This window comes from Vibrio mimicus CAIM 602 (assembly GCF_000338875.1).
GTDB lineage: Bacteria > Pseudomonadota > Gammaproteobacteria > Enterobacterales > Vibrionaceae > Vibrio > Vibrio mimicus.
The window spans coordinates 124,991-151,480 of sequence record NZ_AOMO01000030.1 but is presented as its reverse complement, the minus strand read 5'-3'; the positions used below and the strand labels follow the sequence as shown (position 1 = coordinate 151,480).

Below are 26,490 nucleotides of genomic sequence, written 5' to 3'. Positions count from 1 at the left end.
CTTTTTATCCCCTTCCTACTTGAAGCTGCAGCGGTATTGGTTACCTGCAACTCCAAGTCGTTTGGGTATATTAATTCGCGCAAAGCGGGATTGGGTTTTATTGCAAAATCGATCAACCCCTTTCCTACTCTGTGTTACAGAGGGAAAGGATAACTAGAGTGACAGATTAAAACTCGTGATCCGCCGTATCTGGGTTTAGGTTATCAATGCCAATAATGCCTGCAGCACGCTCAATAGAGCCTGTTTGAACCACAAGTGCCATGATGGCTTGATTGATGATGGCGTGACCTGCAGTGTTATCGGCTGCGATGAGCTGATCGAAATGTTGATTATTCTTCTCTGCTGATGTGACTAACTCACCGACTTGGGTTCTGGCAGTTTCAAACTGTTGCAGGATCTCTTTTGCCGCACTGGCATCTTTTTCTGCGACTAACTCATACAGACTTGGGCCTTTCAGCTCAGAACCATCCGCACGAGTGTAGGTGCCAGTGAAGATATTGTAGATGCCCTGCTCGTTGTAGTAGTGCGAGTTATGCGTGTTGTCCGAAAAACAGTCGTGCTCATCTTCGGTTGAATTCGCTTCCAGCGCGACTTTCATGCGCTCACCCGCTAGCTCACCCAGAGAAAGAGAACCCATACCAAACAGCATCTTACGCAAGCCATTCTCTGTGGATTCGTTCAACAGTTGCTGACGGTAGTTACCTTTCTCCCCGTTTGCCCACTGTTTTTCCATCCATTCAAGGTCAGTCACCAATAGTTGAGCGGCCGCTTTGAGGTATTGCGCTCGGCGATCACAATTGCCGTTGGTACACTCTTTACCTTGCAGATAGTCGGTATAAGAACGCGCACCCGCTCCCGCCTTAGTGCCATTCAAATCTTGCCCCCACAGCAAGAATTCAATCGCATGATAGCCTGACGCCACATTCGCCTCAGAACCACCGATTTCATTCAGGCTCGCCAGAAGTTCAGGGGTAATTTCTTTTACATCGAGTTTGTTAGCGCCAATCGTCAGTGAAGTATTGGCAACAATGTTGGCATTCGCGCCTTCATTGCCCAGCTCATGCTGATAACTACCTGATACATAATCAATCAAACCTTCATCCAATGGCCAAGCATTCAATTGACCTTCCCAGTCATCGACGATCGTGTTACCAAAACGGAAAACTTCAGATTGTTGATAAGGAACACGAGCAGCCAACCACGCTTGTTTTACCTCGTCTAGGCCTTTCGCTGTTGGCGTTTGCAAGAAACGATCAATCGATTTTTGCAGCTGCTGAGCGGTAAGACGAGAATCCGCATAAACGGCATGTGCAATGTTGGCGTAATGTTCAACCACTTGAGCTTGAGTTGGTGCTGCTGCAAAGCTGGCTGAAGCACTCAACGTCAGCGAAGCTAAGATGGCAGAAGTGAGAATAGACTTAACTTTCATGTGTCATCCTTGTATGGCTTAATATGTATTGCAAATTATTATCATTTGTTATTTCGTTGCAGATAATACAAATTTACAATTTTTTTTCAAGCACACATACAAAAAACCCCACAAGCGTGGGGTTTAATAACATTCTGAATTTTTCACCAGATGGCTCAAAGTCTATATAAAACAGAAATTTACAGCTTTAATTGATGTTTGCCGTGGGAAACTTTGGCTTTCAAGTAACTTTCATTACCAGCTTTGATGTGAGCTGAGGTATGCACAACCTCAACAATTTCAATACCGTGTTCTTTCAACTCACGGATTTTTTTAGGGTTGTTGGTCACAAGGCGGATCTTATGCACTCCCAATGCCTTCAACATCTGTGCTGCTTCGGTAAAATCACGCAAATCATCACCAAAACCAAGATGATTATTGGCTTCATAGGTGTTCATACCCTGACTTTGTAGACGATAAGCATCAATCTTGTTGTATAAACCAATGCCACGCCCTTCTTGACGCAGATACAGGATGATGCCGCCTGACTCACCCATTCTGGTAATGGTTTCTTCCAGCTGTTCACCACAATCACAACGAGAAGAATGGAAAACATCGCCCGTTAAACACTCAGAGTGCATACGCACTAAAGGGGCTTCTTGGGCGGTATCGGCTGATTTGAAAATGACCGCAACATGCTCTTTATCAGATTGCAGTCCATGAAATGACAGGATTTCTGCGTCAATATTGCTTTTGGCTCCGACTTTGAAATCGACTCTGGCTCTTACTTCCGCCATATTTGCACTCACTTGAATCTTTGTAACGGGATGCACGTTTCTCAACATTTGCATAACTTGTCTCTACTAGTGACCTAACTATGAGGCTGATACCCCATTTTTCAAAGAAAAGATCACTCGGACGCTTAAATTGTTATGTTATAACAAATGTCTTTTTGAGCAACAAAAAACCCAACCATTGCGGGTTGGGTTCATTCAGTCATCAAAATGAGGAGAGAAAAATCAGTTTTGCGACTTCTTCCAGACGCACAGCTCAATCCACATTTGTTCTAATTGGCGCAACTCTTCATCGGTTAACACCGATAATGTCGGTTTTGATTGTGGGGCAGAATGAGCTTGCAACGCGCTCAATTGCGCGTGGAACTCTTTCTTCAACTGGGTAACAACCGAATTGTCCACCGACCCTCTCCACAATCACATTCATTTCTTAAAAATAATACCTTCTTTCATAATTATTTCTTATCACGCAATAAGATATGGAAGTATTGTCACATAATTTTTACGCATTCCAGAATAATTACGCACTAGGCACCTTGAATAAGTAATGACCGCTTTCAGTTCCACTCCGTCATAACCAGCCTTTAACCGACTGAAACCTCACTTTGAGAAGATTCCACCTGCACCGTTTTGCGCTGCAATTGACTAAACAGCGTTAATAAAATCAGTGCACTGAAGGCCCCCGTCAAAGAAACATATAAGGTACTGAAATAGTTATAAAACTCGCCCACCACACCCACCGACAAGCTCGCCACCAACGTGCTGATGCTGAGCATGCTCGAAAACAGGGTTGATGCGGTGCCCAATCGGTCTTGCATCATGTCTTGTAGAACGACCATACCTAACGTTGCACACACACCAATAAAGAAACCATTGAGAACTTGTGCTGCTATCATGGCGATAAACCCGGTGTGGGTGAGCATGACACCGTAAAACAGCATGCCACTGGCGATCCCAAGCATGAGTAATTTGTTCGTTCCCCAGCGCTGTGCCAGTTTTCCTGCCATTAACATTACGGGAATCTCACACAGTGCCGCTGTACCAAACAGTAAGCCTAACCAGTGCTCAGGCACCATCAATTCACGAGACAAATAGAGCGGCATACTGGTTATGTAGAGGTTATTCGCACCAAACGTACATACCAAGGTAACGCAATACAGCACAATCAGCGCACGCTTACGCGTCGAGTATTTTCTTAAATCGACTTGTGTACCATCAGGTTGAACCGCTGCTGTTTTTTCCCCTGCAGGCAAATAGCGGGCAATCAACACAATGGCTAAAGAAACAATCGCCGTAGAAACCGCAAAGGCAGCACTAAAGCCAAAACTGGCTTTGAGCATAAACGCCGCCGGTGGGCCAAATACCCAAGCAATCGCAATTCCGGCACGCATGGTGGAGAGAAACGTGGTTTTGTCGGTTAAATGCCGATCGGCGTATTCGCGGCCAAGCGCAAAAAGCTGACCAAATGATGCCCCACTTATACTGGCAAACAGCACCACCACCATGATCGCCAAGGGATAACTGCGGATGAAGATAAAACTCACCACAGTAATGAAATAGCAGCTTAATGAGACTAATAAAATGGTTTTGCGCTGCCAGTGGCGATCAGATTGACGCGCCAACCACTGCGATACGATGACCGAACTGACCACCGCCATCACCATATATAAGCTCAACTGCATCGGTGAGGCATCGAGCGCCTCAACAATAAACAAGCTAGAGAGTGGATAGAAAAAAGCCCCGCACAGACCTGTTACCAGTGTCGACATAATAAACAGTAAGGCGGTTTTGTCTCGATACATGCAGTAACTCCGTAGCAAAACTGAAGATGAAATTTCATGGGATAGATAAGGCGGCTAGTGTACTGAATCTACATATTCGTTATTGATGTTATTCGAGCCAGTTCTAATACTATTCCGGCAAAACACTCCAACCATTTGACAGAAATTGAGCCACTCCCCTAGTTTAGGCCCATCAAACTGACAGGTAAAAATTAGCTTAGGTATTTATGCGGCCTTTAATTGAAAATGTGATGAATGGCATCAGTCAGGATTGGGTACTGCGTGAGTTCCACAGTAACACTCATAAAGAAGAGTTTTCCTGTCCTTGGCACTATCACACTGAGTATGAACTGGTGCTCTACCAGAACCCCGATCACCGTTTTGTCGGTAACTATTTTGCTGGTGATGCAATTGGTGGGGTTGAGCACAATACACTCTTGCTCTACGGCCCCGGTTTGCCGCATATGATTGCAGGCCGACAGCACTTGAATCAATCCAAAACCCTGCACTCTACGATTATCTGGTTTAAGCAAGAGTGGCTGGATAAACTACAAAGCGTGTTACCGCAGGCTCAAGCCTTAAAACGCTTACAGAAAAATGCCGCTTATGGCTTACACCTGAGCGAGCAGACCGCAATTCAAGTCGCCCATTTACTGGAAAATCTTGAGCAGCAAGCTCACAGTTACCAGAGCTTGCGCGTGATTGAATCTCTGCTGTTGATGGCGGACGATCCGCAAGCACAGCGCCTATCCGTTGCGCCGTATTTGATGACACCACTCGCCAGTAACAGCGACATTCACAAGAAAATTCAGCTGGCGAAACAGTATGTGGAGCAGCACTACGCACAAGCGATCAAAATCACCGACTTATGTCATCACTTACATTTGAGTGAAAGCTCGGCGTATCGCTTATTTGAAAAGCATTATGGGATGAGTTTTTCGGAGCATTTGAAGCAGTTTCGGATCGGTAAAGCGTGTGAGCTTTTAGCCAGTTCTGCGCTGCCGATTGCGTTAATTGCCGAGCGAACTGGGTTTGGAAATTTGTCGAACTTCAACCGCCAATTTAAAACCCTCAAAGCCATGACTCCGAGGGAATTTCGTCAGCGATTTCAAGCAGTGAGTGGGTAGAGAAATGCCCCCCACTCACGACTCGCTAACCTTTCTGGCCACGCTGCGCGGCTTTACGTGCCAATTTTTCAGCGCGGCGAGCTTCAATTACGTGTGCACTCTCTTCGCCGATATGTCTTTCACCGCGCAATTTCGCCAATTGAACTTGCTTCTCACGTTCACGGAAACGCTCTAGCTGCTCTTCCGTGTGTGACCCAAAGCAACGCGGACAGCTGACGCCTTGTTCGTATTGCTCGCTCTGTTTGTCTTCCTCCGTAATAGGTAGGCGACAAGCATTACAAATTTGATAGTCACTTTCCTCAAGGCCATGCCCTACCGCAACGCGTCCGTCGAACACATAACAATCCCCTTCCCACAAGCTTTTCTCTTGAGGCACTTCTTCAAGGTATTTCAAAATACCACCTTCAAGGTGATACACCTCATCAAAGCCTTGCTCTTTCAAATACGCGGTGGATTTTTCACAGCGAATCCCGCCAGTACAGAACATGGCGACTTTTTTGTGTTTTTGCGGATCAAGGTTTTCCTGCACATAGTGCGGAAACTCGCGGAACGTCTCAGTTTTTGGGTTGAGTGCGTTTTTAAAGGTACCGAGCTGCACTTCATAGTCGTTACGCGTATCCACCACCAACACTTCGGGATCAGAGATCAGCTCGTTCCAATCTTGCGGTTTCACATAAGTACCCACCACATGACGCGGATCGATGCCCTCTACACCCATAGTCACAATCTCTTTCTTGAGTTTGACCTTAGTGCGGTTAAACGGCGGCTCACTCGCCAAAGACTCTTTATACACAGTGCCTTTTAAACTGGGCTCATTGTCTAGCCACGCCAGCAGCGCATCAATTCCTTGGCGAGAAGAAGCGACGGTGCCATTAATGCCTTCTTGCGCCAACAACAATGTGCCGCGAATGTGGTTCTCTTCCATCAGTGCCAGTAGTGGCGCTCTCAGCTCTTGGTAATGATTGAGCTCAACAAACTTGTAGAGCGCACAGACAACATATTGACTCATGGTATGACCTTTTAAATACGACACTTGGAAATTGGGCGGGCATTATACCCAAGCAAACCGATGACAAATACGGAGTGTTTTTGGGGGTATAGCTTAGCTCCAACCTTAGCACCCTCAAAAACTAAACTCTAACACACTGATTTAAATGGATAAAAATTTAAAACAAAGAAATGCGTATCTATTGTGTGTACATCGTGTATAGTAGCGCCAGTTCTAACAGTGAGCTATTGATATAAAATTTAGTTTAAGATCTTCTCAGTTTTTTGATTCAGTTTGTCATATATATCCTGCGATAACTTTTTCTTCATTCCATATTTAGTAGTTTCTCTTTCAATGTAATTAATCTATCGAGATATATATGTCTAATAAAACAACTGGTCTAGTAAAATGGTTTAACGAAACTAAAGGTTTTGGATTTATCACTCCTGACAACGGCGGTGCTGATCTATTCGTTCATTTCAAATCAATTGTTAGCGACGGTTTTAAAACATTAGCTGAAGGCCAAAAAGTTGCTTTCAACGTAGAGCAAGGTAATAAAGGCCCACAAGCTGCTAACGTTACTGTGCTATAAATATTTATGACTAGATCTTGTTTAGATGATGAGATCTAGTCATTCAAAATTCATCAAATAAAGAAAACATCGTTCTTTGTTCATCAATCTTACAGTAACAATGTTAGAGTTTGTCTTCCTACTGTAAATCAGACAAGTCGTTTTTTAATCTTATCCACTTTCATTTCATATCACCTAATGATCATTTTAATTTTCTAGGGTGAAATTTCTTTCGAAATTAAACATTCGCAAGATGTGATGTTCGATGGTCTATTTATTTCTATGTTATAGAAGGAGATCGAAATTTGAAAAAGCCACTAACAGGTTCTAAATCCAAAATTTCCAAAGTAAAAGCTCTTAATGCAGATGAAAGTCCAGATAACATTCACAAGATAAGAAAAAAATTGAAGACATTTTATTAGAACGAGAACAAAAGAAACTTTGGGATCTGTAAGGTACAAAAAACATGCGAAAACCAGTAAGAAAATCAAATAAAAAAACACAAAGAAACAACTTTGAAGAGCAATTCTCTGTTATGGTCACAGAATATCAAGCAGCGAAAGAAGTTCTAGACTCTATGGAACAAGGCACACCAGAGTATATGAACCAGAAAAAAATATGTGAAAAACTATTTTCCAATGCCGAACGGTATATCAATAGAAATTAACAGTCTGCGGTCAACCACTTCTGTTTCATATCAATTCAAGCTCAAATATCACTAATACTTGGCACACTGCCACCTAATTATTCGTATTTTTAATAAATTTGATATAAACCACCCCTGCAAGTAGATCAATATGAAAAACATCCGTGCAATTTTTATTTTAGCCTCTGATTTGATCCATATTTATCTATTTAAAAATACGGCCAGAAATACGTCTTATATCCAGACTGTGCCGTGTTTTGTCTGACTGGTAGCTATTTACGCCGTACCGACCGGGCGGCGTAGATCAAAAATAGGCCCAGAATTATTACAGGAGTCAACCATAGCAGCCAGGTTTGAGCTTTAAATGGCGGTTGGTACAACACAAAATCACCGAAGCGTTCAACCATGTAATCGACAATCTCTTGCTCGTTTTTCCCCTCTTTCACCATCACAAACACTTTAAAGCGCAAGTCTTTGGCGATCGGTGAATTTGATTCAATCAAATTCTGGTTTTGGCATTGTGGGCAACGTAATGATTTCGCCAACTCAGTTGCCATGCGCTGCTGCTCAGTAGAATCAAACTCAAAAAATTCGACGGCGTTGACACCTTCTGTGCTTGAAAGCGGATCACTCGCCCAACTTTGCAGTGGCGATACGATGAAAAATAGAAAGAAAGCCAGCCGGAGTAACAATTAACCCTCCTGTTTAAAGTATGCCTGAAAATAGCGTTGCCATTTTTCTTGGGTCAATTGCCCTGAATATTTGAAAACAATCTCCCCTGCCGAGTTAATCAAATACGTCTCCGGTGTGCCTATCACGCCAAGATCTAGCGCCACTGAACCTTGTGGATCTTGAGCCACTTTGACAAACGGGTTGCCGTGCTGCTGCAAATAACGTGTCGCCGCACGGGGTTCATCCCGATAATTTAAGCCGTAAATGGGGACGCCTTGCTGAGCTAAGGTGTTTAAAAATTCATGCTCACTTAAACAAATACCACACCATGAAGCCCACACATTGAGAAGTTTGTAATCCGAAATGAGAAAATCTTGCTGTGTTACGCGTAAGTTTGCATTAAGTAAATCTGGGGCATCAAACGCCGGTAACTGTTTGACCGCACTCGCTTCTGCCTTGTTGGTATTTTTATTTTCCAAACCCAAGCCAATTGCGGCGAGCACACCACCAATCACTAAGACCACACTAAGCAAGCGTATAACGTTGGCTTTCAACACTCTGCACTATCCTCTCTTTCCAGCGACTCACTAATGCCAGCACGCTGCCCATTACAAACATCAGTGCCGCTAACCATATCCAGCCTATATAAGCTTTGAATTGTAACTTCACAGCGTAACTCTTTACGGCATAGCTTTTTGCGGAATGACTCTGCTCGCTAAACTTGCTACCAAGCGTAACGTACAAATCCCCATTCCACAGTCCATGCAAAGCAGGTTCGCTCATGTTCATTACCCGTACCGGATAATGGCGGCGTTCAGGTTCCATGATAAAAGAACTCGCGCCCTCTTTTTGCCATGTAAATCGCGCTTTCTCTAGCGTGTAATTCGGCCCTATCGCCCAGTTCATTTCCTGATAAGTCACCTGCCACTGCATAAATGTCAGTGTGTCTCCCGGTGCCATTTTTTTCGCAATTTCCTGAGAGTGTTCAGCATTCATCGCCGCGCCCACAGCCAAAAATGCCAACCCCAAATGCGCCATCAGCATAGGGATCGCTCGCGTTTTTTTCTCCAATAAACAGAGCAAGTGTGTGCTGGCAACCCAGCATCCCAAAATCCAGAATAGTTGAACCCACAACACAGGGTTATCGACTTGCAGGCGATACAGCGTGGTTCCCAGCAGTGTTGAAAGAAGCACTAGCCCTAACGCGATTGGTCGTCGGTTTTTGTGTTTGACTAGCGGAACTGCACCTAGTGCCAGCATGCCCAAGAGGACAAAAGGCAAAATCATGGCATTGAAATACGGCGCACCCACTGAAATGCTGCCAAACCCGAACAAGGTGTACAGCATGGGGTAAAAGGTACCCATGCCCACGGTAAATGCGGCGATGGCCAATAACCCTGTCGCGATCAACATTAAAAATGGCGCACTCCACCAGTGAGTAAGAGGTGCTGAGCGAATCTCGTCTAAACGCAGGACAAAACTACCCAAGCCCACAAGCAGCACCAAAGCAAGAATGCCGAGTAAGGCGATGCCTTTGTCGGGATCAACCGCAAACGCATGTACGGAAGTCAGTACACCAGAGCGCACAATAAACGTGCCTATGATGCTTAAACTGAACGTCATCAGCGCCAACACATAACACCAACGCTGCAATACACCGTGGTATCGGTTAGCCAATAAGGTGTGACACAGCGCCGTTCCGCTCAGCCAAGGCAGTAAAGAGGCGTTTTCAACCGGATCCCAGAACCACCAACCGCCCCAGCCCAGTTCGTAATACGCCCACCATGAACCTAGCCCTATGCCTAAGGTTAAAAACAGCCACGCACCCATCGCCCACGGCTGACACCATTCCACCCACTGACTTGGGATATCTTTTTCCAATAACGCGGCCAGAGCAAACGCCAACACTGTGGAGTAACCCACATAGCCGAGATACAGCAAAGGAGGATGAAAAATCAGCGCGACATCTTGCAGCATCGGGTTTAAATCTCTCCCCTCGCTGGGACAAAACCGCATTCAACTCAAAGGGGTTGGAGGTGAACAAGGTAAACCACGCGAACATGGCAACCAGCGCATTCATCAAGGTCAGTACTTTAAATTGATACGATTGCGGGTAACAACGCTGATAGGAGATCACTGCAGACCATCCTGCTAGCGTCATCACCCAAAACAGCATCGATCCTTCATGCCCTCCCCATACGGCTGCCACTTTGTAAAACACGGGCAGAGCAGAATTGGAGTGGGATGAAACATAATGCAGCGCAAAATTGTCACTGATGAACGCATACGCTAACAGCACCAAGGCCGAGAAAACGCAAAGGAACACCAGTCGGCAGGTTTTGGCGAGTAGTATTTGTTGTGGCTCAGAACTAGATTGAAATGAGGAAAAATTGCGAAAGCGACTTAGCCCCCAAAGGCTCATCGCCGTGCTTAACACGGCGACCAGAATGAGTAAAAACAGCCCTAAGTCACTCATTAGCTTTTCCTATCACGCTTAAATGACGGTCATCTGTCCGGCGTACAACACAAAGGTACGCAACATTAATACCCCAAGTAAACTAAGCGAGGTGACAAACAGTACAAAGCCGAGCGAATGTTTGATGGATTTGGGAGATAGCGCATTCAGCACCAAAGGCAACACCATGCCAAGTGCGATCACACCATACCAAAACCAATTAGCCCAAAAGCCGCCTGAAATGGCATTCCACGCGGAAGCCTGTGCTTGACCACCACTGAAAATCAGCCCAGTAAAGAAAGTCACTAACACAAACAACTCAAACAGTACCGTCGGGCGCTCAAATCTGTGCAGCCATGCAACGCTTGGGCTGTTCATCGGCTCTTTAAAGATCCACACCCCAACCATCAAACAGGCCGCGAAACCAGATGAAAGACTGGAGAATAAGAACAGAATTGGCAACACAGGATTATTCAGCATCGGATAAGTTTTTAATGCTGAAAGCAGGAAGCCCGTATAAGCCGCAAGAGTAATGGCTAAAATGGCGAGGAAAATTTCAATCCCATTTTCAAATTGCTTGGCTTTCAACAGCAAACCATCCACAAAGGTGAATTTGCCCTTCAAGAGTCGCATGATCACAGGTCTGAAAATAATTCCGATCCAAACGAACAGCACCGCCATATACACTTGAAACAAAATCACCCCCATCGACATCACTGAGGTGGGGTTGTAATAAATCATGATCTTCCAAAACTCGAGTGGCTTAGTGAGGTGGAAAATCAAAATCGTCAGGCCCGCAATAATTCCGAACGGTGCCAGCCAAGCGGTCGCTTTAATAATCCCATTTTCTGCCGCATCGCCTTGTATTACGTTGCGTTTCAAATAGAGCGAAATCATGACGGCACCGGCGGACATCCCTGCCAAAAATAAATAGATGGCAATAATCCAATCCCACACTAAAGAATCAAAATGAAAAGCGGTTTGTAAAGTGTTCATATTACACCTCCCCTTTCTGATGCGGGATCTTATACAGTTTAGGGCTGGTACCTAGCTGCACTTTATCTCGGTACACCGTGCGGGTCGCCAGCAGTTGATTGACTGCACTGGTCGGATCGTTTAAATCGCCAAATGTCAGCGCCTTAGTGGGGCAAGATTCCACACACGCAGGCAGTTTGCCCTGTGCCAGATTGGTATCACGGCAGAAGTTACACTTTAATCCGCCGAATGAGTGACCGGATGGAAAAAACGCACTTGATAAGGGCAAGCAGCAATACAGTAACCGCAACCCACACAGCGCTCCTTATATACATCAACAATGCCTGTCGCTTCATCTTTGTAAGCAGCACCCGTTGGGCAAACATACACGCAAGGCGGATTCTCACAATGTTGGCAAGATTTGCGAGTAAAACGGTAATCCACATTCGGAAACTCACCTTGCGGAGCACTGCGAATAATCTCCAAACGGGAGACTCCCTCAGGCACTTTGTTCACTTCACGACACGCTTCGGTACACGCGGTACAGCCAATACAAGCGGTTTCATCATGCACCATGGCGTAACGTTTATTGTCCTCTTCCTGCACGGCTGCAAGCACATAGCGACTATTGATCACTGCCGTACCCGCAATGCCCGTGGTCATGATTAAAGCTCCGGAACCCGCGAGAAAATGACGTCTTGAACAGCTCATGTTATTTCTCCTCTTCCTTCACTTTGAAATCGGAATGGCAATCGACACATAGCTTTATCTTCTGCTTGTGATCAAAGCTCAGCACTTTGGCATCCATGGCATGAACCGTGTGGCAGTTAGAACAGGTGAGGTTTTTCGCGTGTACATCGTGCGTCCAACTTTTCTCACGGAGTTTTTCCGGTTGATGGCAGTCCATACAAACGCTGTTGGCTTGCAAGATCTGCTCTGGATCCAGATAAACCTTTTCTGTGCCTGGTTGCGATTGTGCACTGAAATACTTGGTCACGTCCTCAGCACCATTACGGTGTTCAGGGCCAATATTGCTGTGGCAATTGGTACAGTTCAGCTCACGCCCTTCTTGTTGCAGCGCTTGCTCACTGTGTGATTCAAGCAGTGTATTTTTGGCATCCTTATGGCACTGAACACATTTGTAATCAGCATCACGGATGAAAGTGACTTCATGGCGTTGTGGAGATGCCTCCGATTTTTTATCAGAAGATTCCGCAACGGCATAAATAGAATATCCATAGAGACAAAATGCAAAAAGGGACTTCAGCATTATGGCTATGGCAAATTGAACTTTGCCCATATTATCCTGTCCTTATTTCTGATAAGGATTGTTATCAAAATCAGAAAAATAATTACTCTTGGTTTCGATTATTCACCAAATGCAATCAATTCTTATTTTGGATAAGCCACAACGCTATATAAATAGAATATCCCCCCTTCTCCTTTATGGGTATTTCACAAGCAAGAATTAGTGAGATACATCACCTAAATCATTGGAAATTATTTAATTTCAAGCATTAGCCTTTTCTCTATTTATTTAGAGATTTCATACCACTTTAGGGGTATGTGGATTTTTTTTGAAGCTTGGTCACAGTGGTAAATTGATCCAAAACAATGATTATTAATATGCCTAATTTTGTTTTTAAAAATATAAACGATAATAGTTTGTGCATTCTCCTTTCTTAATTTGGATATTCAGCCCCACAACGCAGAAACCAACACGGAATATGGAGAAGCCATTGTGAAAAAGCACTGGATAAAACAATCAGCAGCATTGTTACTCATGAGCGCAACTTCCTTGGGAGTAGCGAGTTTTGGCGTGTCTGCAGAAACAGAAAACAAACTTGCAGACCCGCGTAACGAGACTTATCAGGCACAACACCCTGATCAATACAAAACATGGAAAGAGACGTCAGAGAGTAAACCTATCGAAGATGCTTTGGCCGAAGATCCCAACATGGTTGTGTTATGGGCAGGCTACGGCTTTGCCAAAGACTACAACAAGGCTCGTGGGCACTTTTACGCATTAGATGATGTTCGCCAAACCTTGCGTACTGGCGGCCCAACCGATGCTAATTCAGGCCCAATGCCAATGGCCTGTTGGAGCTGTAAATCACCGGATGTGGCAAGAGTGATCGAAGAACGCGGTGAGGACGGCTATTTCGAAGGCAAATGGGCGCGTTTGGGTGAAGAAATTTCTAACCCGATTGGTTGTGCTGACTGCCATGACACGCGCAGTGAAGCGTTCAAAAATGGTGAACCGGCACTGAAAATCACCCGTCCTTATGTCGAGCGTGCATATCAGGCGATTGGCAAGCCCTTTGATCAAATGTCACGCCTCGATCAACAAGCGGGTGTGTGTGGTCAGTGCCACGTGGAATACTATTTCGCAGGCCCCACCAAGGCCGTGAAATTCCCTTGGGATATGGGTACTGATGTGGATTCTATGGAACGTTATTACGATGCACTGAATTTCAGTGACTGGACACACCAACTCTCCAAGGCTCCTATGATTAAAGCGCAGCACCCTGAGTATGAAACGTGGCGTGCTGGTATCCATGGCAAAAATAATGTGGTGTGTGCGGATTGCCACATGCCTAAGGTGAAAAACGAAGATGGAACGGTGTATACCGACCATAAAATCGGTAACCCATTTGATCGCTTTGAAAATACCTGTGCCAATTGCCATACCCAAAGCAAAGATGAGTTGAAAAACATTGTCGCAACTCGTAAAGCGCAAGTGCTGAAAATGAAGCTGACGGCTGAAAAACAGATCGTTGCAGCACACTTTGAAGCAGCAGCTGCGTGGAAAGCCGGTGCAACGGAACAAGAAATGCAATCGATCTTGCAAGATATCCGTCATGCGCAATGGCGTTGGGACTACTCCATCGCTTCACATGGCGTGCACATGCATGCGCCTGAAGTCGCTTTGGAAGTGTTGGGAACTGCGGTGGATCGCGCGGCGGATGCGCGTACTAAACTGGCTCGTCTATTAGCCACTAAAGGCATTACTGACCCAATTAAGCAGCCTGATATTTCAAGCAAAGAGAAAGCCCAAGCTGCCTTAGGCATGGATATGGAGAAGATGAAAGCAGAGAAACAGCACTTCCTCGATACTGTTGTTCCTGAATGGGATAAGAAAGCAGAGCAACGCGAAGCGAACTATTAGACGAAAAGTCAGTAGACGCTAGAAGTCAGCGTTTAAACCTCGATTCTGCACTCTCGTGACATGGAGTGCCTTCAACGAAAAGCCAACAGTGCGTTGGCTTTTCTTCTATTTAAACAAGATAAGTTCAAACAAAATAACGGCTTCGAGTCGAAGGTAGTTAGTGCTTGGTGACGATTTAGCTGGCTTTAACCACTCGTGATTTTGCCAGCTCCAATTGTTGAATGATTTTGGCTCTATCGAGAGCAAGATCAGGTGAGTCCAATAAATGCAGCCAAGTTTCCACTGCCTGCTGATAACGAAAGCTGATCATGTGGTCTTGAGCAATCAATGTCAGTGCCGTTTCATTAAATGGTTCAATTTCTAAAGCCGTATTCAAAAGCTGAGTCACTTCATCATTCATGTTTTGCTTATGTTGATAGTAAATCGCTGTCGCTTTCGCGGCATATTGGTTGGCGGTCGGAAACTCAGTCAATCGAATCGCGTAATCAAAGCATTGTGTGGCAGCAAGAAAATCACTCTCCAATAAGTACCCCTGCCCTAAAGAGAACCATAAATCGGCTTGATTGGGATCTTTACGTAACGCTTCCTGTAAATCACTCATTGTCTGAGTCAGTGATTTTGTTTCGGCCTTAACTTGGGCTTTAGGCTCTGGCTGCTGCATCCATAAAAAAAGACCCACGCTCACCATAGTCACAATTCCAACAAACCCAACTGCGACTCGGCGCGGGGTTCGAATCAATAGATAAATCGCCATTGCCACTACCACAACGACACCCAGTATCAGCGTCATCCCATCCATATTGACTCCTTAACCATTTGCCCAGCCAGTATAACTAAGTGTTTGTGAGAAAACTGAGTGGGGCTTATAGGCTGTAGGCGGGATCAAAAAAGCCGGACGATTGTCCGGCTTTGATTAGGCACTTTATGAATTTCCCTAACTAATTGTGATTAGGCAGGGATATGACAGAGCAGATTACTCTTGTTCACCATCATCATCTTGTGCAACAGGTGCATCGTTCTCAACAAGTGCTTCCTCGCCTTCTGGCAATTCCGACTCTTCGATTTCATCGATACGCTGCAGACCCACCACACTTTCACCTTCCGAAGTACGGATCAGGGTAACGCCTTGAGTATTACGGCCCACTTGGCTTACTTCCGCCACGCGAGTACGTACCAGTGTGCCGGCATTGGTGATCATCATGAACTCATCACCCTCGGCCACTTGTACTGCACCCACTACGCTGCCGTTACGCTCAGAGACTTTGATCGAAACCACACCCTGAGTACCACGACCTTTGGTTGGGTATTCAGACAGGCTGGTACGCTTACCGTAACCATTTTCGGTTACGGTGAGCACGTCACCTTCGGCCTTCGGTACGATAAGCGATACTACTTGGTCACCGTCAGCCAGTTTCATGCCGCGAACACCCGCAGCGGTACGACCCATTGGTCTTACGCCTTTGAACTTGATCTCTGGCTGGCCATTTTCATCCAGAACAGGTTGACCATTTTCATCCACAACAGCGGTTTCTTCAGACTCTTTAAAACGAACAACTTTACCGAATTTAGAGAACAGCATAATTTCGCTTTCGCCATCGGTGATATCAACACCAATCAGCGAGTCTTCGTCACGCAGGTTCAACGCAATCAGACCGTTAGAACGTACGTTAGCAAATTGATCCAGCGATGTTTTCTTCACAGTACCGTCACCGGTTGCCATGAAGATGAATTTATCTTCGCTAAACTCAGTCACTGGCAGAATCGCTGTGATGCGTTCATTTTCTTCCAAAGGAAGCAGGTTCACGATTGGCTTACCACGTGCAGTACGGCTTGCCAACGGCAGTTGGTAAACCTTCATACGGTAAGTTTTGCCGCGAGTTGAGAACAGCAGAATGTTATCGTGAGTATTGGCAACCAGAAGACGTTCAATGTAGTCCTCTTCTTTCATTTTGGTTGCGCTCTTACCTTTACCACCACGACGCTGTGCTTCGTAGTCGCTCAGTAATTGATACTTCACATAACCTTCGTGTGACAGAGTCACAACCACATCTTCACGGGCGATCAGCTCTTCCATGTCGATGTCGTGAGTTGCTGCAGTAATTTCAGTGCGACGCGCATCGCTAAAGCCTGCGCGAATCGCTTCGAGTTCTTCACGGATTACTTCCATCAAGCGCTCTGTGCTCGCCAGAATGTGCATCAACGCAGCAATTTCTTCGAGAAGCTGCTTGTACTCATCGAGGATCTTCTCGTGCTCTAGACCAGTCAGCTTGTGCAGACGCAGATCCAGAATCGCTTGCGCTTGTTGCTCAGTCAGGAAATACTTGCCATCGCGGATGCCGTATTGTGGCTCAAGCCACTCAGGACGCGCAACATCAGTACCTGCACGCTCAAGCATCGCAGCAACGTTGCCAAGATCCCAACCTCGGGCAATTAAGCCTTCTTTTGCTTCTGCAGGCGTTGCGGCATGACGGATCAATTCGATGATCTCATCAATGTTCGCCAGAGCCAGTGCCAAACCTTCAAGGATATGGGCACGCTCGCGCGCTTTGCGCAGTTCAAAAATAGTACGACGAGTCACCACTTCACGGCGGTGGTCGACGAAACACTTCAGCATCTCTTTCAGGTTAAACAGCTTAGGCTGACCGTTATCGAGTGCCACCATGTTGATACCGAAAGTGGTTTGCAGCTGAGTGTTGGCATACAGGTTGTTCAGAACCACTTCGCCAACCGCATCACGCTTACACTCAATCACGATGCGCATACCGTCTTTATCAGACTCGTCACGCAGTGCGCTGATACCTTCGACTTTTTTCTCTTTCACCAACTCAGCGATTTTTTCGATCAAGCGAGCTTTGTTCACTTGATAAGGGATTTCGCTGACGATGATGGTTTCTTTGCCGTTCTTATCGGTTTCGATTTCCGCTTTCGAGCGCATGTAAACCTTGCCACGGCCGGTTTTGTACGCGTCAATGATGCCTTTACGGCCACTGATCAGCGCTGCGGTTGGGAAATCTGGACCAGGAATGTAGTCCATCAACTCATCAATGGTGATAGCTTCATTATCGATGTAGGCTAAACAGCCATCGATCACTTCACCTAAGTTGTGCGGAGGAATGTTGGTTGCCATACCCACCGCAATACCGGATGCACCGTTGATCAGCAGGTTCGGAATCTTCGTCGGCAATACCGCAGGGATCTGCTCGGTGCCGTCATAGTTCGGAACGTAGTCAACGGTTTCTTTGTCTAGGTCTGCCAAGAGTTCGTGCGCGATTTTCGACATACGAACTTCGGTATAACGCATTGCCGCCGCGGAGTCGCCGTCGATCGAGCCAAAGTTACCTTGGCCATCGACCAACATGTAACGTAATGAGAAAGGCTGCGCCATACGCACGATGGTGTCGTAAACCGCACTATCACCATGAGGGTGATATTTACCAATTACGTCACCTACCACACGGGCAGATTTTTTATAGGCTTTGTTCCAGTCGTTGCCCAGCACATTCATCGCGAACAGTACGCGTCGGTGTACTGGTTTAAGGCCATCACGCACATCAGGAAGAGCACGACCCACGATAACCGACATCGCGTAGTCCAAATACGAGTTGCGTAGCTCGTCTTCGATGTTTACGGGCGTGATCTCTTTAGCTAGATCGCTCATAGAGCCATTATCCCTCTATAGTTTGATCGGTATACCCAAATTCTTACTGAAACGGGGCTCACTACAAGATTGAGCGCCAAGTCAGTCGAGAACTGGATATTCTTGATACTTATAAGGTGAAAAAATATAACACATGTTTCTACGCTTCGGCATTACTTTCCCTGACCTTTTATCAGGTTGTGACCTTGGTTGCGTCTTAAATGCCGAGAATTTACACATTCCTTGCAGTTGGCAAAGTTAGATGGTTGTTTTTTAAACGCTCATCGCCAAATCTGGCATCTCAACTGGTGCGATTTACTCAGCGCGCTATAATGCCCATTCTTCACGGATGCGTAATACAGGCGATACAAGATGGCTTCAACACACTTGGCTTCTACTCAGCAGGCTTCAGCACAAAACGTCGATCCCAACGAAATCAAAAAATTCGAGGATATGGCTTCTCGTTGGTGGGATCTTGAAGGCGAATTTAAACCCCTACACCAGATCAATCCTCTCCGTCTCAACTATGTGCTAGAGAAAGCCAACGGTCTATTTGGCAAAAAAGTGTTGGATGTAGGCTGTGGTGGCGGCATTTTAGCGGAAAGCATGGCGCGTGAAGGCGCACAAGTGACTGGCCTTGATATGGGTAAAGAACCGTTAGAAGTGGCACGTTTGCATGCTCTCGAAACTGGCACGAAACTGACCTACATCCAAAGCACAGTTGAAGATCATGCGGCTGCCAACCCGCAAACGTATGATGTGGTGACTTGCATGGAAATGCTGGAGCACGTTCCAGACCCACTTTCAGTGATTAAGTCTTGCGCCAAACTGGTTAAGCCCGGCGGCCATGTGTTCTTCTCTACGCTTAACCGCAACTTTAAGTCCTACCTGTTTGCGATTGTAGGTGCAGAAAAGCTACTGAAAATCGTTCCGGAAGGCACTCATGACCACAATAAATTCATTCGTCCATCCGAATTATTGAAGATGATTGACCAAACAGCGTTGCAAGAACAAGGCATCACAGGTCTACATTACAACCCACTTACCGATACCTACCGTTTAGGTTCAAATGTCGATGTGAATTACATCGTTCATACCCGCCTTTTTTAACGCATAGACAACGCTAAAAAATCGCTGCGGTAGCACAGGTTACCGCACTTTTTTAGTCTATTTTTCGTGCGTTTGATTCCATTTTGAACGATCAGTTTTCAACGTGAATTTTTCCTTAAAGATCAAGAAAATTTTTTTTCGTTTGTGGTTACTAATAAAGCGATGTGGAAAAGGCGATTTTTTACAATCAACTCTGCCCTTTGATCATCAGTAAGTGGGTACTAACTGATTTTTTTAATTTTGCTAGTTATCCACAAACTGTCCCAAAGCTGTAACTTGCAATAGTGGCTCTATAGCACTATCTTGTAACCCGACCACTTAAGCACCCCTACATATAGTGTTTGTGACACTATATGTAGGGCGAACTTGATCACAAAGCCGCGATTCATTTTACAAGAATTAGACAAAAATACGGCTTTAATCAGTTTTGTTAGGGAAAAGAAGCAGAATGAACCAACAACTTACTGTCACTAAGCGTGATGGCCGCAAAGAAAACATTGATCTGGATAAGATCCACCGAGTGATCACTTGGGCCGCTGAAGGTTTACAAAATGTCTCTGTATCACAGGTAGAACTGCGCGCTCACATTCAGTTCTATGATGGCATTACAACCTCGGATATCCATGAGACCATCATCAAGTCAGCCGCGGATCTGATTTCTGAAGAGACTCCCGACTACCAATACCTTGCTGCGCGTCTTGCGGTTTTCCACCTGCGCAAAAAGGCTTACGGTCAGTATGAGCCACCAACACTGTTCAACCACGTGAGCAAAATGGTCGAGAAAGGCAAATACGATAAGCATTTGCTGGAAGACTATACCCGTGAAGAACTGGAGCTGATGGATCAATTCATTGACCACCGTCGTGATCTGGATTTCTCTTACGCCGCAGTTAAACAGCTTGAAGGCAAATACTTCGTACAGAACCGTGTGACGGGTCAAATCTACGAAAGTGCTCAGTTCCTGTACATTTTGGTAGCTGCTTGCCTATTTGCTAAGTATCCAAAAGAGACACGCCTTGATTACGTCAAGCGTTTCTATGATGCGACTTCTACTTTTAAGATCTCGCTGCCAACACCGATCATGTCCGGTGTGCGTACTCCAACCCGTCAGTTTAGCTCTTGCGTACTGATTGAATGTGGTGACAGTCTAGATTCTATCAATGCGACTGCGAGCTCCATTGTTCGCTATGTTTCTCAACGTGCAGGTATTGGTATCAACGCGGGTCGCATTCGTGCGCTGGGTTCTGAAATCCGTGGCGGCGAAGCATTCCACACCGGCTGTATCCCATTTTATAAGTACTTCCAAACTGCAGTGAAATGCTGCTCTCAAGGCGGTGTTCGTGGTGGTGCAGCAACTGTTTTCTACCCTCTATGGCACGGTGAAGCAGAATCTCTGCTGGTTCTGAAAAACAACCGTGGTGTTGAAGAGAACCGTGTTCGTCATATGGATTACGGTGTTCAGCTTAACAAACTGATGTACAAGCGTCTGGTTGAAGGTGGCAACATTACCCTGTTCTCTCCTTCTGATGTTCCGGGATTGTACGACGCTTTCTTCCAAGACCAAGATGAGTTCGAACGTCTGTATGTGAAGTACGAAAACGATCCTTCAATTAAGAAGAAAACCGTTAAAGCGTTAGAAATCTTCACTCTGCTGATGCAAGAACGTGCTTCAACTGGCCGTATCTACATCCAGAACGTTGACCACTGTAACACGCACAGCCCATTTGATGCGGCTGTTGCGCCTGTGCGTCAATCTAACCTGTGTCTGGAAATCGCTCTGCCGACTTCTCCACTGGAAAACGTGGAAGATGAAAGCGGCGAAATTGCACTGTGTACACTTTCTGCATTTAACTTAGGTGCAATTCAGTCACTGGATGATTTTGAAGAGCTGTCTGACCTTGTAGTTCGTGCTCTGGATGCACTGTTGGATTACCAAGACTACCCACTGCCAGCGGCTCGTCGTTCTTCAATGAACCGCCGTACCTTGGGTGTGGGTGTGATTAACTACGCTTACTACCTAGCGAAAAATGGCGTGAAATATTCTGACGGCAGCGCAAATGGTCTGACTCATCGCACGTTTGAAGCAATGCAGTATCACCTGCTACGTGCTTCAATGAAGCTGGCGAAAGAACAAGGCCGTTGCCCACTGTTCCATGAGACTAACTACGCTAAAGGCTTGATGCCTATCGATACTTACAAGAAAGATATCGATCTCGTATGTGCAGAACCTCTGCATTATGACTGGGACAAGCTACGCCATGAGATCATGGAACACGGTCTGCGTAACTCTACCCTGACTGCATTGATGCCATCAGAGACTTCATCGCAAATCTCTAACGCAACCAACGGCATTGAGCCACCACGTGGTTATGTCTCGGTCAAAGCGTCAAAAGACGGCATCTTGAAGCAAGTGGTTCCTGAATTCACTCGCTTTAAAGAGAACTATGAACTGCTGTGGAACATCGGTTCGAACGATGGCTATCTGCACTTAGTGGGTATCATGCAAAAGTTCGTTGACCAAGCGATCTCTGCCAATACTAACTACGATCCAAGTAATTTCGACTCAGGCAAAGTGCCGATGAAGAAGCTACTGCAAGATCTGCTAACAGCGTACAAGTTTGGTGTAAAAACGCTGTATTACCATAACACTCGTGATGGCGCGAAAGACGAGCAGACTGATGCTGTCAAAGTGCAAGAAGACGATTGTGCAAGCGGTGCTTGTAAGATCTAAGCTTATTCAAGCTAAACCACGAGATAATAGTTTAACTCTTTGATTTGCATGCCTCTTGCTCCGGCAAGAGGCCAAACGGATGAAGGCAACAATGGCTTACAGTACTTTTACCCAAAAAAAGAATGACCAACTAAAAGAACCTATGTTTCTTGGTCAGCCTGTCAACGTCGCACGTTACGACCAACAAAAATATGAAATCTTCGAGAAGCTGATTGAAAAGCAACTCTCCTTCTTCTGGCGTCCGGAAGAAGTGGATGTCTCGAGCGACCGTATTGATTACGGCAAACTGCCTGATCATGAGAAGCACATTTTCATTTCCAACCTGAAATACCAAACTCTGCTCGATTCAATCCAAGGCCGTAGCCCGAACGTAGCACTGCTACCGCTGGTTTCACTGCCTGAACTGGAAACTTGGATTGAGACTTGGTCTTTCTCTGAAACGATTCACTCACGTTCATACACGCACATCATCCGTAACATCGTGAATGATCCTGCGGTCGTGTTTGACGATATCGTTGAAAATGAACACATCATCAAGCGAGCGAAAGACATCGCCCACTACTACGATGATTTAATTCAACTGACCAATGACTATCACCGTTTTGGTGAAGGCCAACATCAGATCAACGGCGAAACCGTCAACGTATCAATGAGAGATCTGAAGAAGAAACTTTACCTGTGCTTGATGTCAGTGAATGCGCTGGAAGCGATCCGCTTCTACGTGAGCTTTGCTTGTTCATTTGCCTTTGCTGAGCGTGAACTGATGGAAGGCAATGCGAAAATCATCAAATTGATTGCTCGTGACGAAGCACTTCACTTAACTGGCACTCAGCACATGATCAACATACTGCGCAACGGTATGGATGATTTCACCTTCCTGCAAGTTGCAGAAGAGTGTAAGCAAGAGAGCTTTGACCTGTTTAAACAAGCCGCTGAGCAAGAAAAAGAGTGGGCTTCCTACTTGTTCAAAGACGGTTCTATGATCGGTCTGAACAAAGACATTCTGTGCCAGTATGTGGAATACATTACAAATATCCGCATGCAAGCTGTAGGTCTTGAGCCTGCTTACCCAGCGGCCGTGAACAACCCGATTCCATGGATCAATGCATGGCTTTCTTCGGATAACGTGCAAGTCGCACCTCAAGAAGCGGAAATCAGCTCTTACTTGGTTGGTCAAATCGACAACGAAGTGAGTGCAGATGACTTCGAGGGCTTTGAACTGTAATGGCTGCTATCAAGATCAACAAACTGCTGACCATTGAATCTAACCCTAGCCATACTCTGCTTGAGAGCATGGAACAAGCTGGGTTAGAGCCGGAATACAACTGTCGCGATGGGCACTGTGGTGCCTGTCGTTGCCAGTTAGTCTCTGGTGAGGTCGAATATGTTGGTTTTGCGATGGCTTACACTCAAGGTAACGAGATTTTACCGTGCATTTGCCGTGCAAAAACGGCACTTGAAATCGAACAAGTCACTTATCAGCTTAAAGCCAAACGCGCTTAGTTGATGTTGAGCCCCATCTAATTGAAGTAGTAGTCATCACGGCTACCACTTCACATGGGGAAAAGATGTAGCCAGAGCTTAAGCTCTGGCTCTATTCATACCACACAAAATCGCATCAGCGGTTCTCATCGATACCCACTTATTGCCAATTTCGCGTCCGCCATCATCAAACAGAGATAACCAATAACCTTGGTTACTGGCATGATCGAATTGAGTTGGAGCATGTAACCACAGCGAAACCATATCCTCAGTTCCGTTACTATGTGCTTCTCCTAAAACCACTTTTTGACTGGCGATTTTATACCAAACCAAGATTTTCGAATGATGAAACATGTCAGCCTCCTGCCGCCACTTTCGGGGGAGATGACAGTGTACTGATCCAATACTGGGTTTAAAGCCTCACTTTTGAGACAAAAGAAGCTCTTTAAATAAATCATCTGCTTAATCATTAGACAAAATACGCATAACGAAAACCAAACACTAAAGAAGCAGAATAAGCAGCAGATTCATTCAGTTAACACCGAATGAAAGACGATAAAAAAATGTCTTTCTATTCAGTGTATTAAAGTAAGGTTCTGATTTTAATTGAGTGCACTCTTTGGCAAATGCATCTCTTTAACTCGCTCAACAACATTGTAACCGACAAACATTGGGCGACCCGTGAGGTAACGAAGCAACATGTCAGCCGCAAGCGTCGAGATCCATTCTTTCTGCTCTTGAGCCGTAAAACGACGTACAAACTTCACCGTTTGTCCCCACTCTCCGTTCGGTGTTGAAAGGGCTACCGAAACTTGCTCGTCTTTCAGCGCTCCCGTCACCAAAGCCATTTGAGTACCACACTTATCTTTGGTTGCACCTGCCAATGCAAATGCCGCCGCTAAGGGGTCTTGATGAGCTAATTCTGACGACACTCTGTGGCTCAAAATCCATGAATGCCCAGCCAACGCTTCAATTTGTGGATCACTCAGCAGCCAGCTCGAGAGCCAACCGTGGGTAGATTGCTCGGCAAACGACAGTGACAATCCTTTCTCCGTCATCGTATGTCCCAAATACGCCAACATGGGTTCATCTATACTGACTACGTATTGCTCCAGATGCGCATGAATGATTTTGAGTAAACTCAAACGACGCTCTTGATCTTGGTCTGGGCCAAATAGCTTAACTTCAATAAAAGGCAGATAAGATCGGTAGCCCAAGGTGTAACCTTCTGGCAGATGCATTTTATCCAACTTATCGGAAATTGAAGATTCGGAAGTACCAAAGGTATAAAGGCGGCTACATTGATGCCCTAATACGGAAGGAAATTGCCGCTGCAAATCCGGCAAGATTTGCTCGCTGACCATTTTATAAAATTCTTTGGGAACGCCCGGAGTGAAATAAAACCAGCAATCGTTGATCTGCATTTTAAAACCACAAGCGGTACCAATCGGGTTATCAATAAACTCTGCATTAGCAGGCAACATCGCTTGTTTGCGGTTACTTTCAGGCATAACACGGCCGCGTCCAGCAAAGAAGGCTTCCAATTGGCTTAGCCATTGCGCATTCAGTACCAGAGGTTGTTCAGCAGCTTGAGCAGCGGCTTCGGCAGTCATATCGTCACTGGTTGGCCCTAATCCACCATTAACAATCACCACATCTGAGTTAAAACTCAGCATCATCAATTCTTCAACCAGTGCGGGTTGGCTGTCTCCGACCGTGGAACGTTTGGAAAGTGAAAAGCCATGCTGATAAAACTCCCGCGCTAACCAAGCTGCGTTAGAGTCCACAATATCACCGTGCAAAACTTCTTCGCCGGTACTAAGCATTGCTATTTTCAACATATTTGCCATCCTGATGTTAATGCTGTTGCCATATTGACCTACAATAGGCGATTAGAAAAGAACGTTTTATCCATTAAGCAATTTCAAACAACCTTGAATTAGCAGTTTTCTTGTTGATGGGTTTTATGGATAATTGTGAACCTGATCGACATATTACCTTTAACTGGAGACATCTGTGCTCAAGAAAAACATCACCTCCATGATGTTGTTGACATTTTCTGCCTGCGTAAACGCACAACAAGATGTGAACTTCCAATCTGATTTTGCCTACCAATTAGGCTGTGAGCAGACCGGCTGCTATTCAAGCAATTATTATACCGACTCTCTCGGTGATCCTTTTTCTATGAGCCTGAACGATGCTCCGACACTCGAAGTCGATGAGCCACTTCCCAAATATTTAATGGTGCAAGACACCCGCGATTGGGATTACCTAAAAGGCCAAACTTATACCATCCTCGGTTTGAGTGTTATGACTGCTGGATTGATGACTTTGCTCCCTGAATCCATCACTAAATGGGATGCAGAAGATCGCAAACTCAGTGGTCTTGGCAAAAAGTGGAAAGATAATGTCAGTTCAGGCCCAACTTGGGATCGCGACGAACACTTCCTCAACTACATCATGCATCCGTACTTCGGTGGTGTTTATTACACTGCGGCACGTCATGCTGGATTTAATGAATTTGAGTCTTTCCTTTACTCTGCCACCATGTCGACTTTCTTCTGGGAATATGGAGTCGAAGCTTTCGCTGAAGTTCCTTCATGGCAAGATATCTTCATCACGCCATTCTTCGGAGCCGTTGTCGGTGAGCTGATGTTTGAAGCGGAACAAAACATTGTAGCCAACGGTGGTGAAGTGATGGGTTCAGATACCGTCGGTGGTGTAACTTTATTCTTCCTCAATCCGATTGGTCATATTCATGGTTGGGTTAGCAATGCGTGGGGAGGCTCTGCTGATGTCTCTTTCCAAAGCAGTACTTGGGCTAATAACCCTGATGCGGCAAGATTCGCCTTGGATGCTGGCGCGCCATACGATTCTCAATACTATGGAATGAATCTTAAGATCACGTTCTAATTTTTTAAGCAGGCTACACAAAGGTGTAGCC

The 26,490-nt window shown here is 45.6% G+C and carries 22 protein-coding genes and 2 pseudogenes; 9 read left to right on the top strand and 15 right to left on the bottom strand.

Annotated features, from left to right (window positions below):
• Window positions 1–166 precede the first annotated feature (166 nt).
• The 4 genes from D908_RS09385 to D908_RS09400 form a co-directional block, all read right to left on the bottom strand.
• A complete protein-coding gene (locus D908_RS09385; RefSeq protein WP_005524579.1) occupies window positions 167–1,429 on the bottom strand; it encodes an imelysin family protein in 1,263 nt (420 codons plus the stop codon).
• Window positions 1,430–1,608: 179 nt separating this feature from the next.
• Window positions 1,609–2,205, bottom strand: coding sequence for a GTP cyclohydrolase II (locus D908_RS09390; RefSeq protein WP_000852638.1), 597 nt, complete (start codon window positions 2,203–2,205; stop codon window positions 1,609–1,611).
• 222 nt (window positions 2,206–2,427) lie between these two features.
• Window positions 2,428–2,604: a hypothetical protein gene (locus D908_RS09395; protein WP_000370566.1), complete on the bottom strand. Its 177-nt coding sequence runs from the start codon at window positions 2,602–2,604 to the stop codon at window positions 2,428–2,430.
• A gap of 182 nt (window positions 2,605–2,786) precedes the next feature.
• Window positions 2,787–4,004 carry a sugar efflux transporter gene (locus D908_RS09400; protein ID WP_005524578.1) on the bottom strand — a complete coding sequence of 406 codons (1,218 nt, stop codon included), beginning with the start codon at window positions 4,002–4,004 and terminating at the stop codon, window positions 2,787–2,789.
• 206 nt (window positions 4,005–4,210) lie between these two features.
• Between D908_RS09400 and D908_RS09405 the strand changes: the two genes are divergently transcribed.
• The gene (locus D908_RS09405) at window positions 4,211–5,110 is read left to right on the top strand and encodes a helix-turn-helix domain-containing protein (protein ID WP_005518462.1); all 900 of its coding nucleotides are present in this window, start codon (window positions 4,211–4,213) and stop codon (window positions 5,108–5,110) included.
• A 25-nt stretch (window positions 5,111–5,135) separates the two neighbouring features.
• On the opposite strand, the gene trhO is transcribed toward D908_RS09405, so the two are convergent.
• Complete coding sequence (gene trhO / locus D908_RS09410) at window positions 5,136–6,119, bottom strand: oxygen-dependent tRNA uridine(34) hydroxylase TrhO (protein WP_005524577.1); 984 nt, start codon at window positions 6,117–6,119, stop codon at window positions 5,136–5,138.
• A gap of 358 nt (window positions 6,120–6,477) precedes the next feature.
• Between trhO and cspE the strand changes: the two genes are divergently transcribed.
• Window positions 6,478–6,690: a transcription antiterminator/RNA stability regulator CspE gene (cspE, locus tag D908_RS09415; protein WP_000066842.1), complete on the top strand. Its 213-nt coding sequence runs from the start codon at window positions 6,478–6,480 to the stop codon at window positions 6,688–6,690.
• 445 nt (window positions 6,691–7,135) lie between these two features.
• Window positions 7,136–7,336, top strand: a complete 201-nt coding sequence (locus tag D908_RS09420) for a hypothetical protein (RefSeq protein ID WP_001231167.1) — start codon at window positions 7,136–7,138, stop codon at window positions 7,334–7,336.
• Between the two features lie 251 nt (window positions 7,337–7,587).
• Here D908_RS09420 and nrfF read toward each other — a convergent pair whose 3' ends face one another.
• The 6 genes and pseudogenes from nrfF to nrfB form a co-directional block, all read right to left on the bottom strand.
• Window positions 7,588–8,007, bottom strand: a complete 420-nt coding sequence (gene nrfF / locus D908_RS09425) for a heme lyase NrfEFG subunit NrfF (protein WP_005524576.1) — start codon at window positions 8,005–8,007, stop codon at window positions 7,588–7,590.
• Complete coding sequence (locus D908_RS09430) at window positions 8,008–8,544, bottom strand: DsbE family thiol:disulfide interchange protein (RefSeq protein WP_082320956.1); 537 nt, start codon at window positions 8,542–8,544, stop codon at window positions 8,008–8,010. It lies immediately after the preceding gene.
• A pseudogene (locus D908_RS0119400) lies at window positions 8,513–10,463 on the bottom strand (heme lyase CcmF/NrfE family subunit). Before D908_RS0119400 ends, D908_RS09430 begins: the two are co-directional and overlap by 32 nt.
• Window positions 10,464–10,481: 18 nt before the next feature.
• The gene (gene nrfD, locus D908_RS09435) at window positions 10,482–11,438 is read right to left on the bottom strand and encodes a cytochrome c nitrite reductase subunit NrfD (protein WP_005524571.1); all 957 of its coding nucleotides are present in this window, start codon (window positions 11,436–11,438) and stop codon (window positions 10,482–10,484) included.
• Between the two features lies 1 nt (window position 11,439).
• Window positions 11,440–12,128 (bottom strand): annotated as a pseudogene (gene nrfC, locus D908_RS0119395) (cytochrome c nitrite reductase Fe-S protein).
• Between the two features lies 1 nt (window position 12,129).
• A complete protein-coding gene (nrfB, locus tag D908_RS09440) occupies window positions 12,130–12,717 on the bottom strand; it encodes a cytochrome c nitrite reductase pentaheme subunit (RefSeq protein WP_005524570.1) in 588 nt (195 codons plus the stop codon).
• 441 nt (window positions 12,718–13,158) lie between these two features.
• On the opposite strand from nrfB, the gene nrfA reads away from it, so the two are divergent.
• Window positions 13,159–14,586, top strand: a complete 1,428-nt coding sequence (nrfA, locus tag D908_RS09445) for an ammonia-forming nitrite reductase cytochrome c552 subunit (RefSeq protein WP_000716707.1) — start codon at window positions 13,159–13,161, stop codon at window positions 14,584–14,586.
• A 175-nt stretch (window positions 14,587–14,761) separates the two neighbouring features.
• On the opposite strand, the gene D908_RS09450 is transcribed toward nrfA, so the two are convergent.
• Both D908_RS09450 and gyrA read right to left on the bottom strand, forming a co-directional pair.
• The gene (locus D908_RS09450) at window positions 14,762–15,385 is read right to left on the bottom strand and encodes a tetratricopeptide repeat protein (RefSeq protein WP_005524569.1); all 624 of its coding nucleotides are present in this window, start codon (window positions 15,383–15,385) and stop codon (window positions 14,762–14,764) included.
• 174 nt (window positions 15,386–15,559) lie between these two features.
• Entirely contained in the window at window positions 15,560–18,244 is a 2,685-nt protein-coding gene (gene gyrA / locus D908_RS09455; RefSeq protein WP_005524568.1) for a DNA topoisomerase (ATP-hydrolyzing) subunit A, read from the bottom strand.
• Window positions 18,245–18,595: 351 nt separating this feature from the next.
• Between gyrA and ubiG the strand changes: the two genes are divergently transcribed.
• The 4 genes from ubiG to yfaE all read left to right on the top strand — a co-directional run bounded on the left by ubiG (window position 18,596) and on the right by yfaE (window position 23,567).
• Window positions 18,596–19,333, top strand: a complete 738-nt coding sequence (gene ubiG, locus D908_RS09460) for a bifunctional 2-polyprenyl-6-hydroxyphenol methylase/3-demethylubiquinol 3-O-methyltransferase UbiG (protein ID WP_050557229.1) — start codon at window positions 18,596–18,598, stop codon at window positions 19,331–19,333.
• Window positions 19,334–19,781: 448 nt separating this feature from the next.
• Window positions 19,782–22,064, top strand: coding sequence for a class 1a ribonucleoside-diphosphate reductase subunit alpha (gene nrdA, locus D908_RS09465; RefSeq protein ID WP_001075911.1), 2,283 nt, complete (start codon window positions 19,782–19,784; stop codon window positions 22,062–22,064).
• Window positions 22,065–22,155: 91 nt separating this feature from the next.
• On the top strand, window positions 22,156–23,289 hold the full coding sequence (gene nrdB / locus D908_RS09470) for a class Ia ribonucleoside-diphosphate reductase subunit beta (RefSeq protein WP_000331863.1): 1,134 nt from the start codon (window positions 22,156–22,158) through the stop codon (window positions 23,287–23,289).
• Window positions 23,289–23,567, top strand: a complete 279-nt coding sequence (gene yfaE / locus D908_RS09475; RefSeq protein ID WP_000718940.1) for a class I ribonucleotide reductase maintenance protein YfaE — start codon at window positions 23,289–23,291, stop codon at window positions 23,565–23,567. Before nrdB ends, yfaE begins: the two co-directional genes overlap by 1 nt.
• 78 nt (window positions 23,568–23,645) lie before the next feature.
• Here yfaE and D908_RS22295 read toward each other — a convergent pair whose 3' ends face one another.
• The gene (locus D908_RS22295; protein ID WP_000468396.1) at window positions 23,646–23,900 is read right to left on the bottom strand and encodes a hypothetical protein; all 255 of its coding nucleotides are present in this window, start codon (window positions 23,898–23,900) and stop codon (window positions 23,646–23,648) included.
• Between the two features lie 248 nt (window positions 23,901–24,148).
• Window positions 24,149–25,387 (bottom strand): CinA family nicotinamide mononucleotide deamidase-related protein, encoded by a 1,239-nt coding sequence (locus D908_RS09485; RefSeq protein WP_032467597.1) that lies wholly within the window; start codon window positions 25,385–25,387, stop codon window positions 24,149–24,151.
• Window positions 25,388–25,562: 175 nt separating this feature from the next.
• Here D908_RS09485 and D908_RS09490 point away from each other — a divergent pair, with 175 nt between their 5' ends.
• The gene (locus D908_RS09490) at window positions 25,563–26,459 is read left to right on the top strand and encodes a DUF3943 domain-containing protein (protein ID WP_005524565.1); all 897 of its coding nucleotides are present in this window, start codon (window positions 25,563–25,565) and stop codon (window positions 26,457–26,459) included.
• Window positions 26,460–26,490: the final 31 nt, after the last annotated feature.

What these genes read in the sequence shown, in the direction of transcription:
- D908_RS09385 (WP_005524579.1), bottom strand. Translation starts at nt 1,429, where the DNA reads ATGAAAGTTAAGTCTATTCTCACTTCTGCCATCTTAGCTTCGCTGACG.
- D908_RS09390 (WP_000852638.1), bottom strand. Translation starts at nt 2,205, where the DNA reads ATGGCGGAAGTAAGAGCCAGAGTCGATTTCAAAGTCGGAGCCAAAAGC.
- D908_RS09400 (WP_005524578.1), bottom strand. Translation starts at nt 4,004, where the DNA reads ATGTATCGAGACAAAACCGCCTTACTGTTTATTATGTCGACACTGGTA.
- D908_RS09405 (WP_005518462.1), top strand. Translation starts at nt 4,211, where the DNA reads ATGCGGCCTTTAATTGAAAATGTGATGAATGGCATCAGTCAGGATTGG.
- trhO (WP_005524577.1), bottom strand. Translation starts at nt 6,119, where the DNA reads ATGAGTCAATATGTTGTCTGTGCGCTCTACAAGTTTGTTGAGCTCAAT.
- cspE (WP_000066842.1), top strand. Translation starts at nt 6,478, where the DNA reads ATGTCTAATAAAACAACTGGTCTAGTAAAATGGTTTAACGAAACTAAA.
- D908_RS09420 (WP_001231167.1), top strand. Translation starts at nt 7,136, where the DNA reads ATGCGAAAACCAGTAAGAAAATCAAATAAAAAAACACAAAGAAACAAC.
- nrfD (WP_005524571.1), bottom strand. Translation starts at nt 11,438, where the DNA reads ATGAACACTTTACAAACCGCTTTTCATTTTGATTCTTTAGTGTGGGAT.
- nrfB (WP_005524570.1), bottom strand. Translation starts at nt 12,717, where the DNA reads ATGGGCAAAGTTCAATTTGCCATAGCCATAATGCTGAAGTCCCTTTTT.
- D908_RS09450 (WP_005524569.1), bottom strand. Translation starts at nt 15,385, where the DNA reads ATGGATGGGATGACGCTGATACTGGGTGTCGTTGTGGTAGTGGCAATG.
- gyrA (WP_005524568.1), bottom strand. Translation starts at nt 18,244, where the DNA reads ATGAGCGATCTAGCTAAAGAGATCACGCCCGTAAACATCGAAGACGAG.
- ubiG (WP_050557229.1), top strand. Translation starts at nt 18,596, where the DNA reads ATGGCTTCAACACACTTGGCTTCTACTCAGCAGGCTTCAGCACAAAAC.
- nrdA (WP_001075911.1), top strand. Translation starts at nt 19,782, where the DNA reads ATGAACCAACAACTTACTGTCACTAAGCGTGATGGCCGCAAAGAAAAC.
- nrdB (WP_000331863.1), top strand. Translation starts at nt 22,156, where the DNA reads ATGGCTTACAGTACTTTTACCCAAAAAAAGAATGACCAACTAAAAGAA.
- yfaE (WP_000718940.1), top strand. Translation starts at nt 23,289, where the DNA reads ATGGCTGCTATCAAGATCAACAAACTGCTGACCATTGAATCTAACCCT.
- D908_RS22295 (WP_000468396.1), bottom strand. Translation starts at nt 23,900, where the DNA reads ATGTTTCATCATTCGAAAATCTTGGTTTGGTATAAAATCGCCAGTCAA.
- D908_RS09485 (WP_032467597.1), bottom strand. Translation starts at nt 25,387, where the DNA reads ATGTTGAAAATAGCAATGCTTAGTACCGGCGAAGAAGTTTTGCACGGT.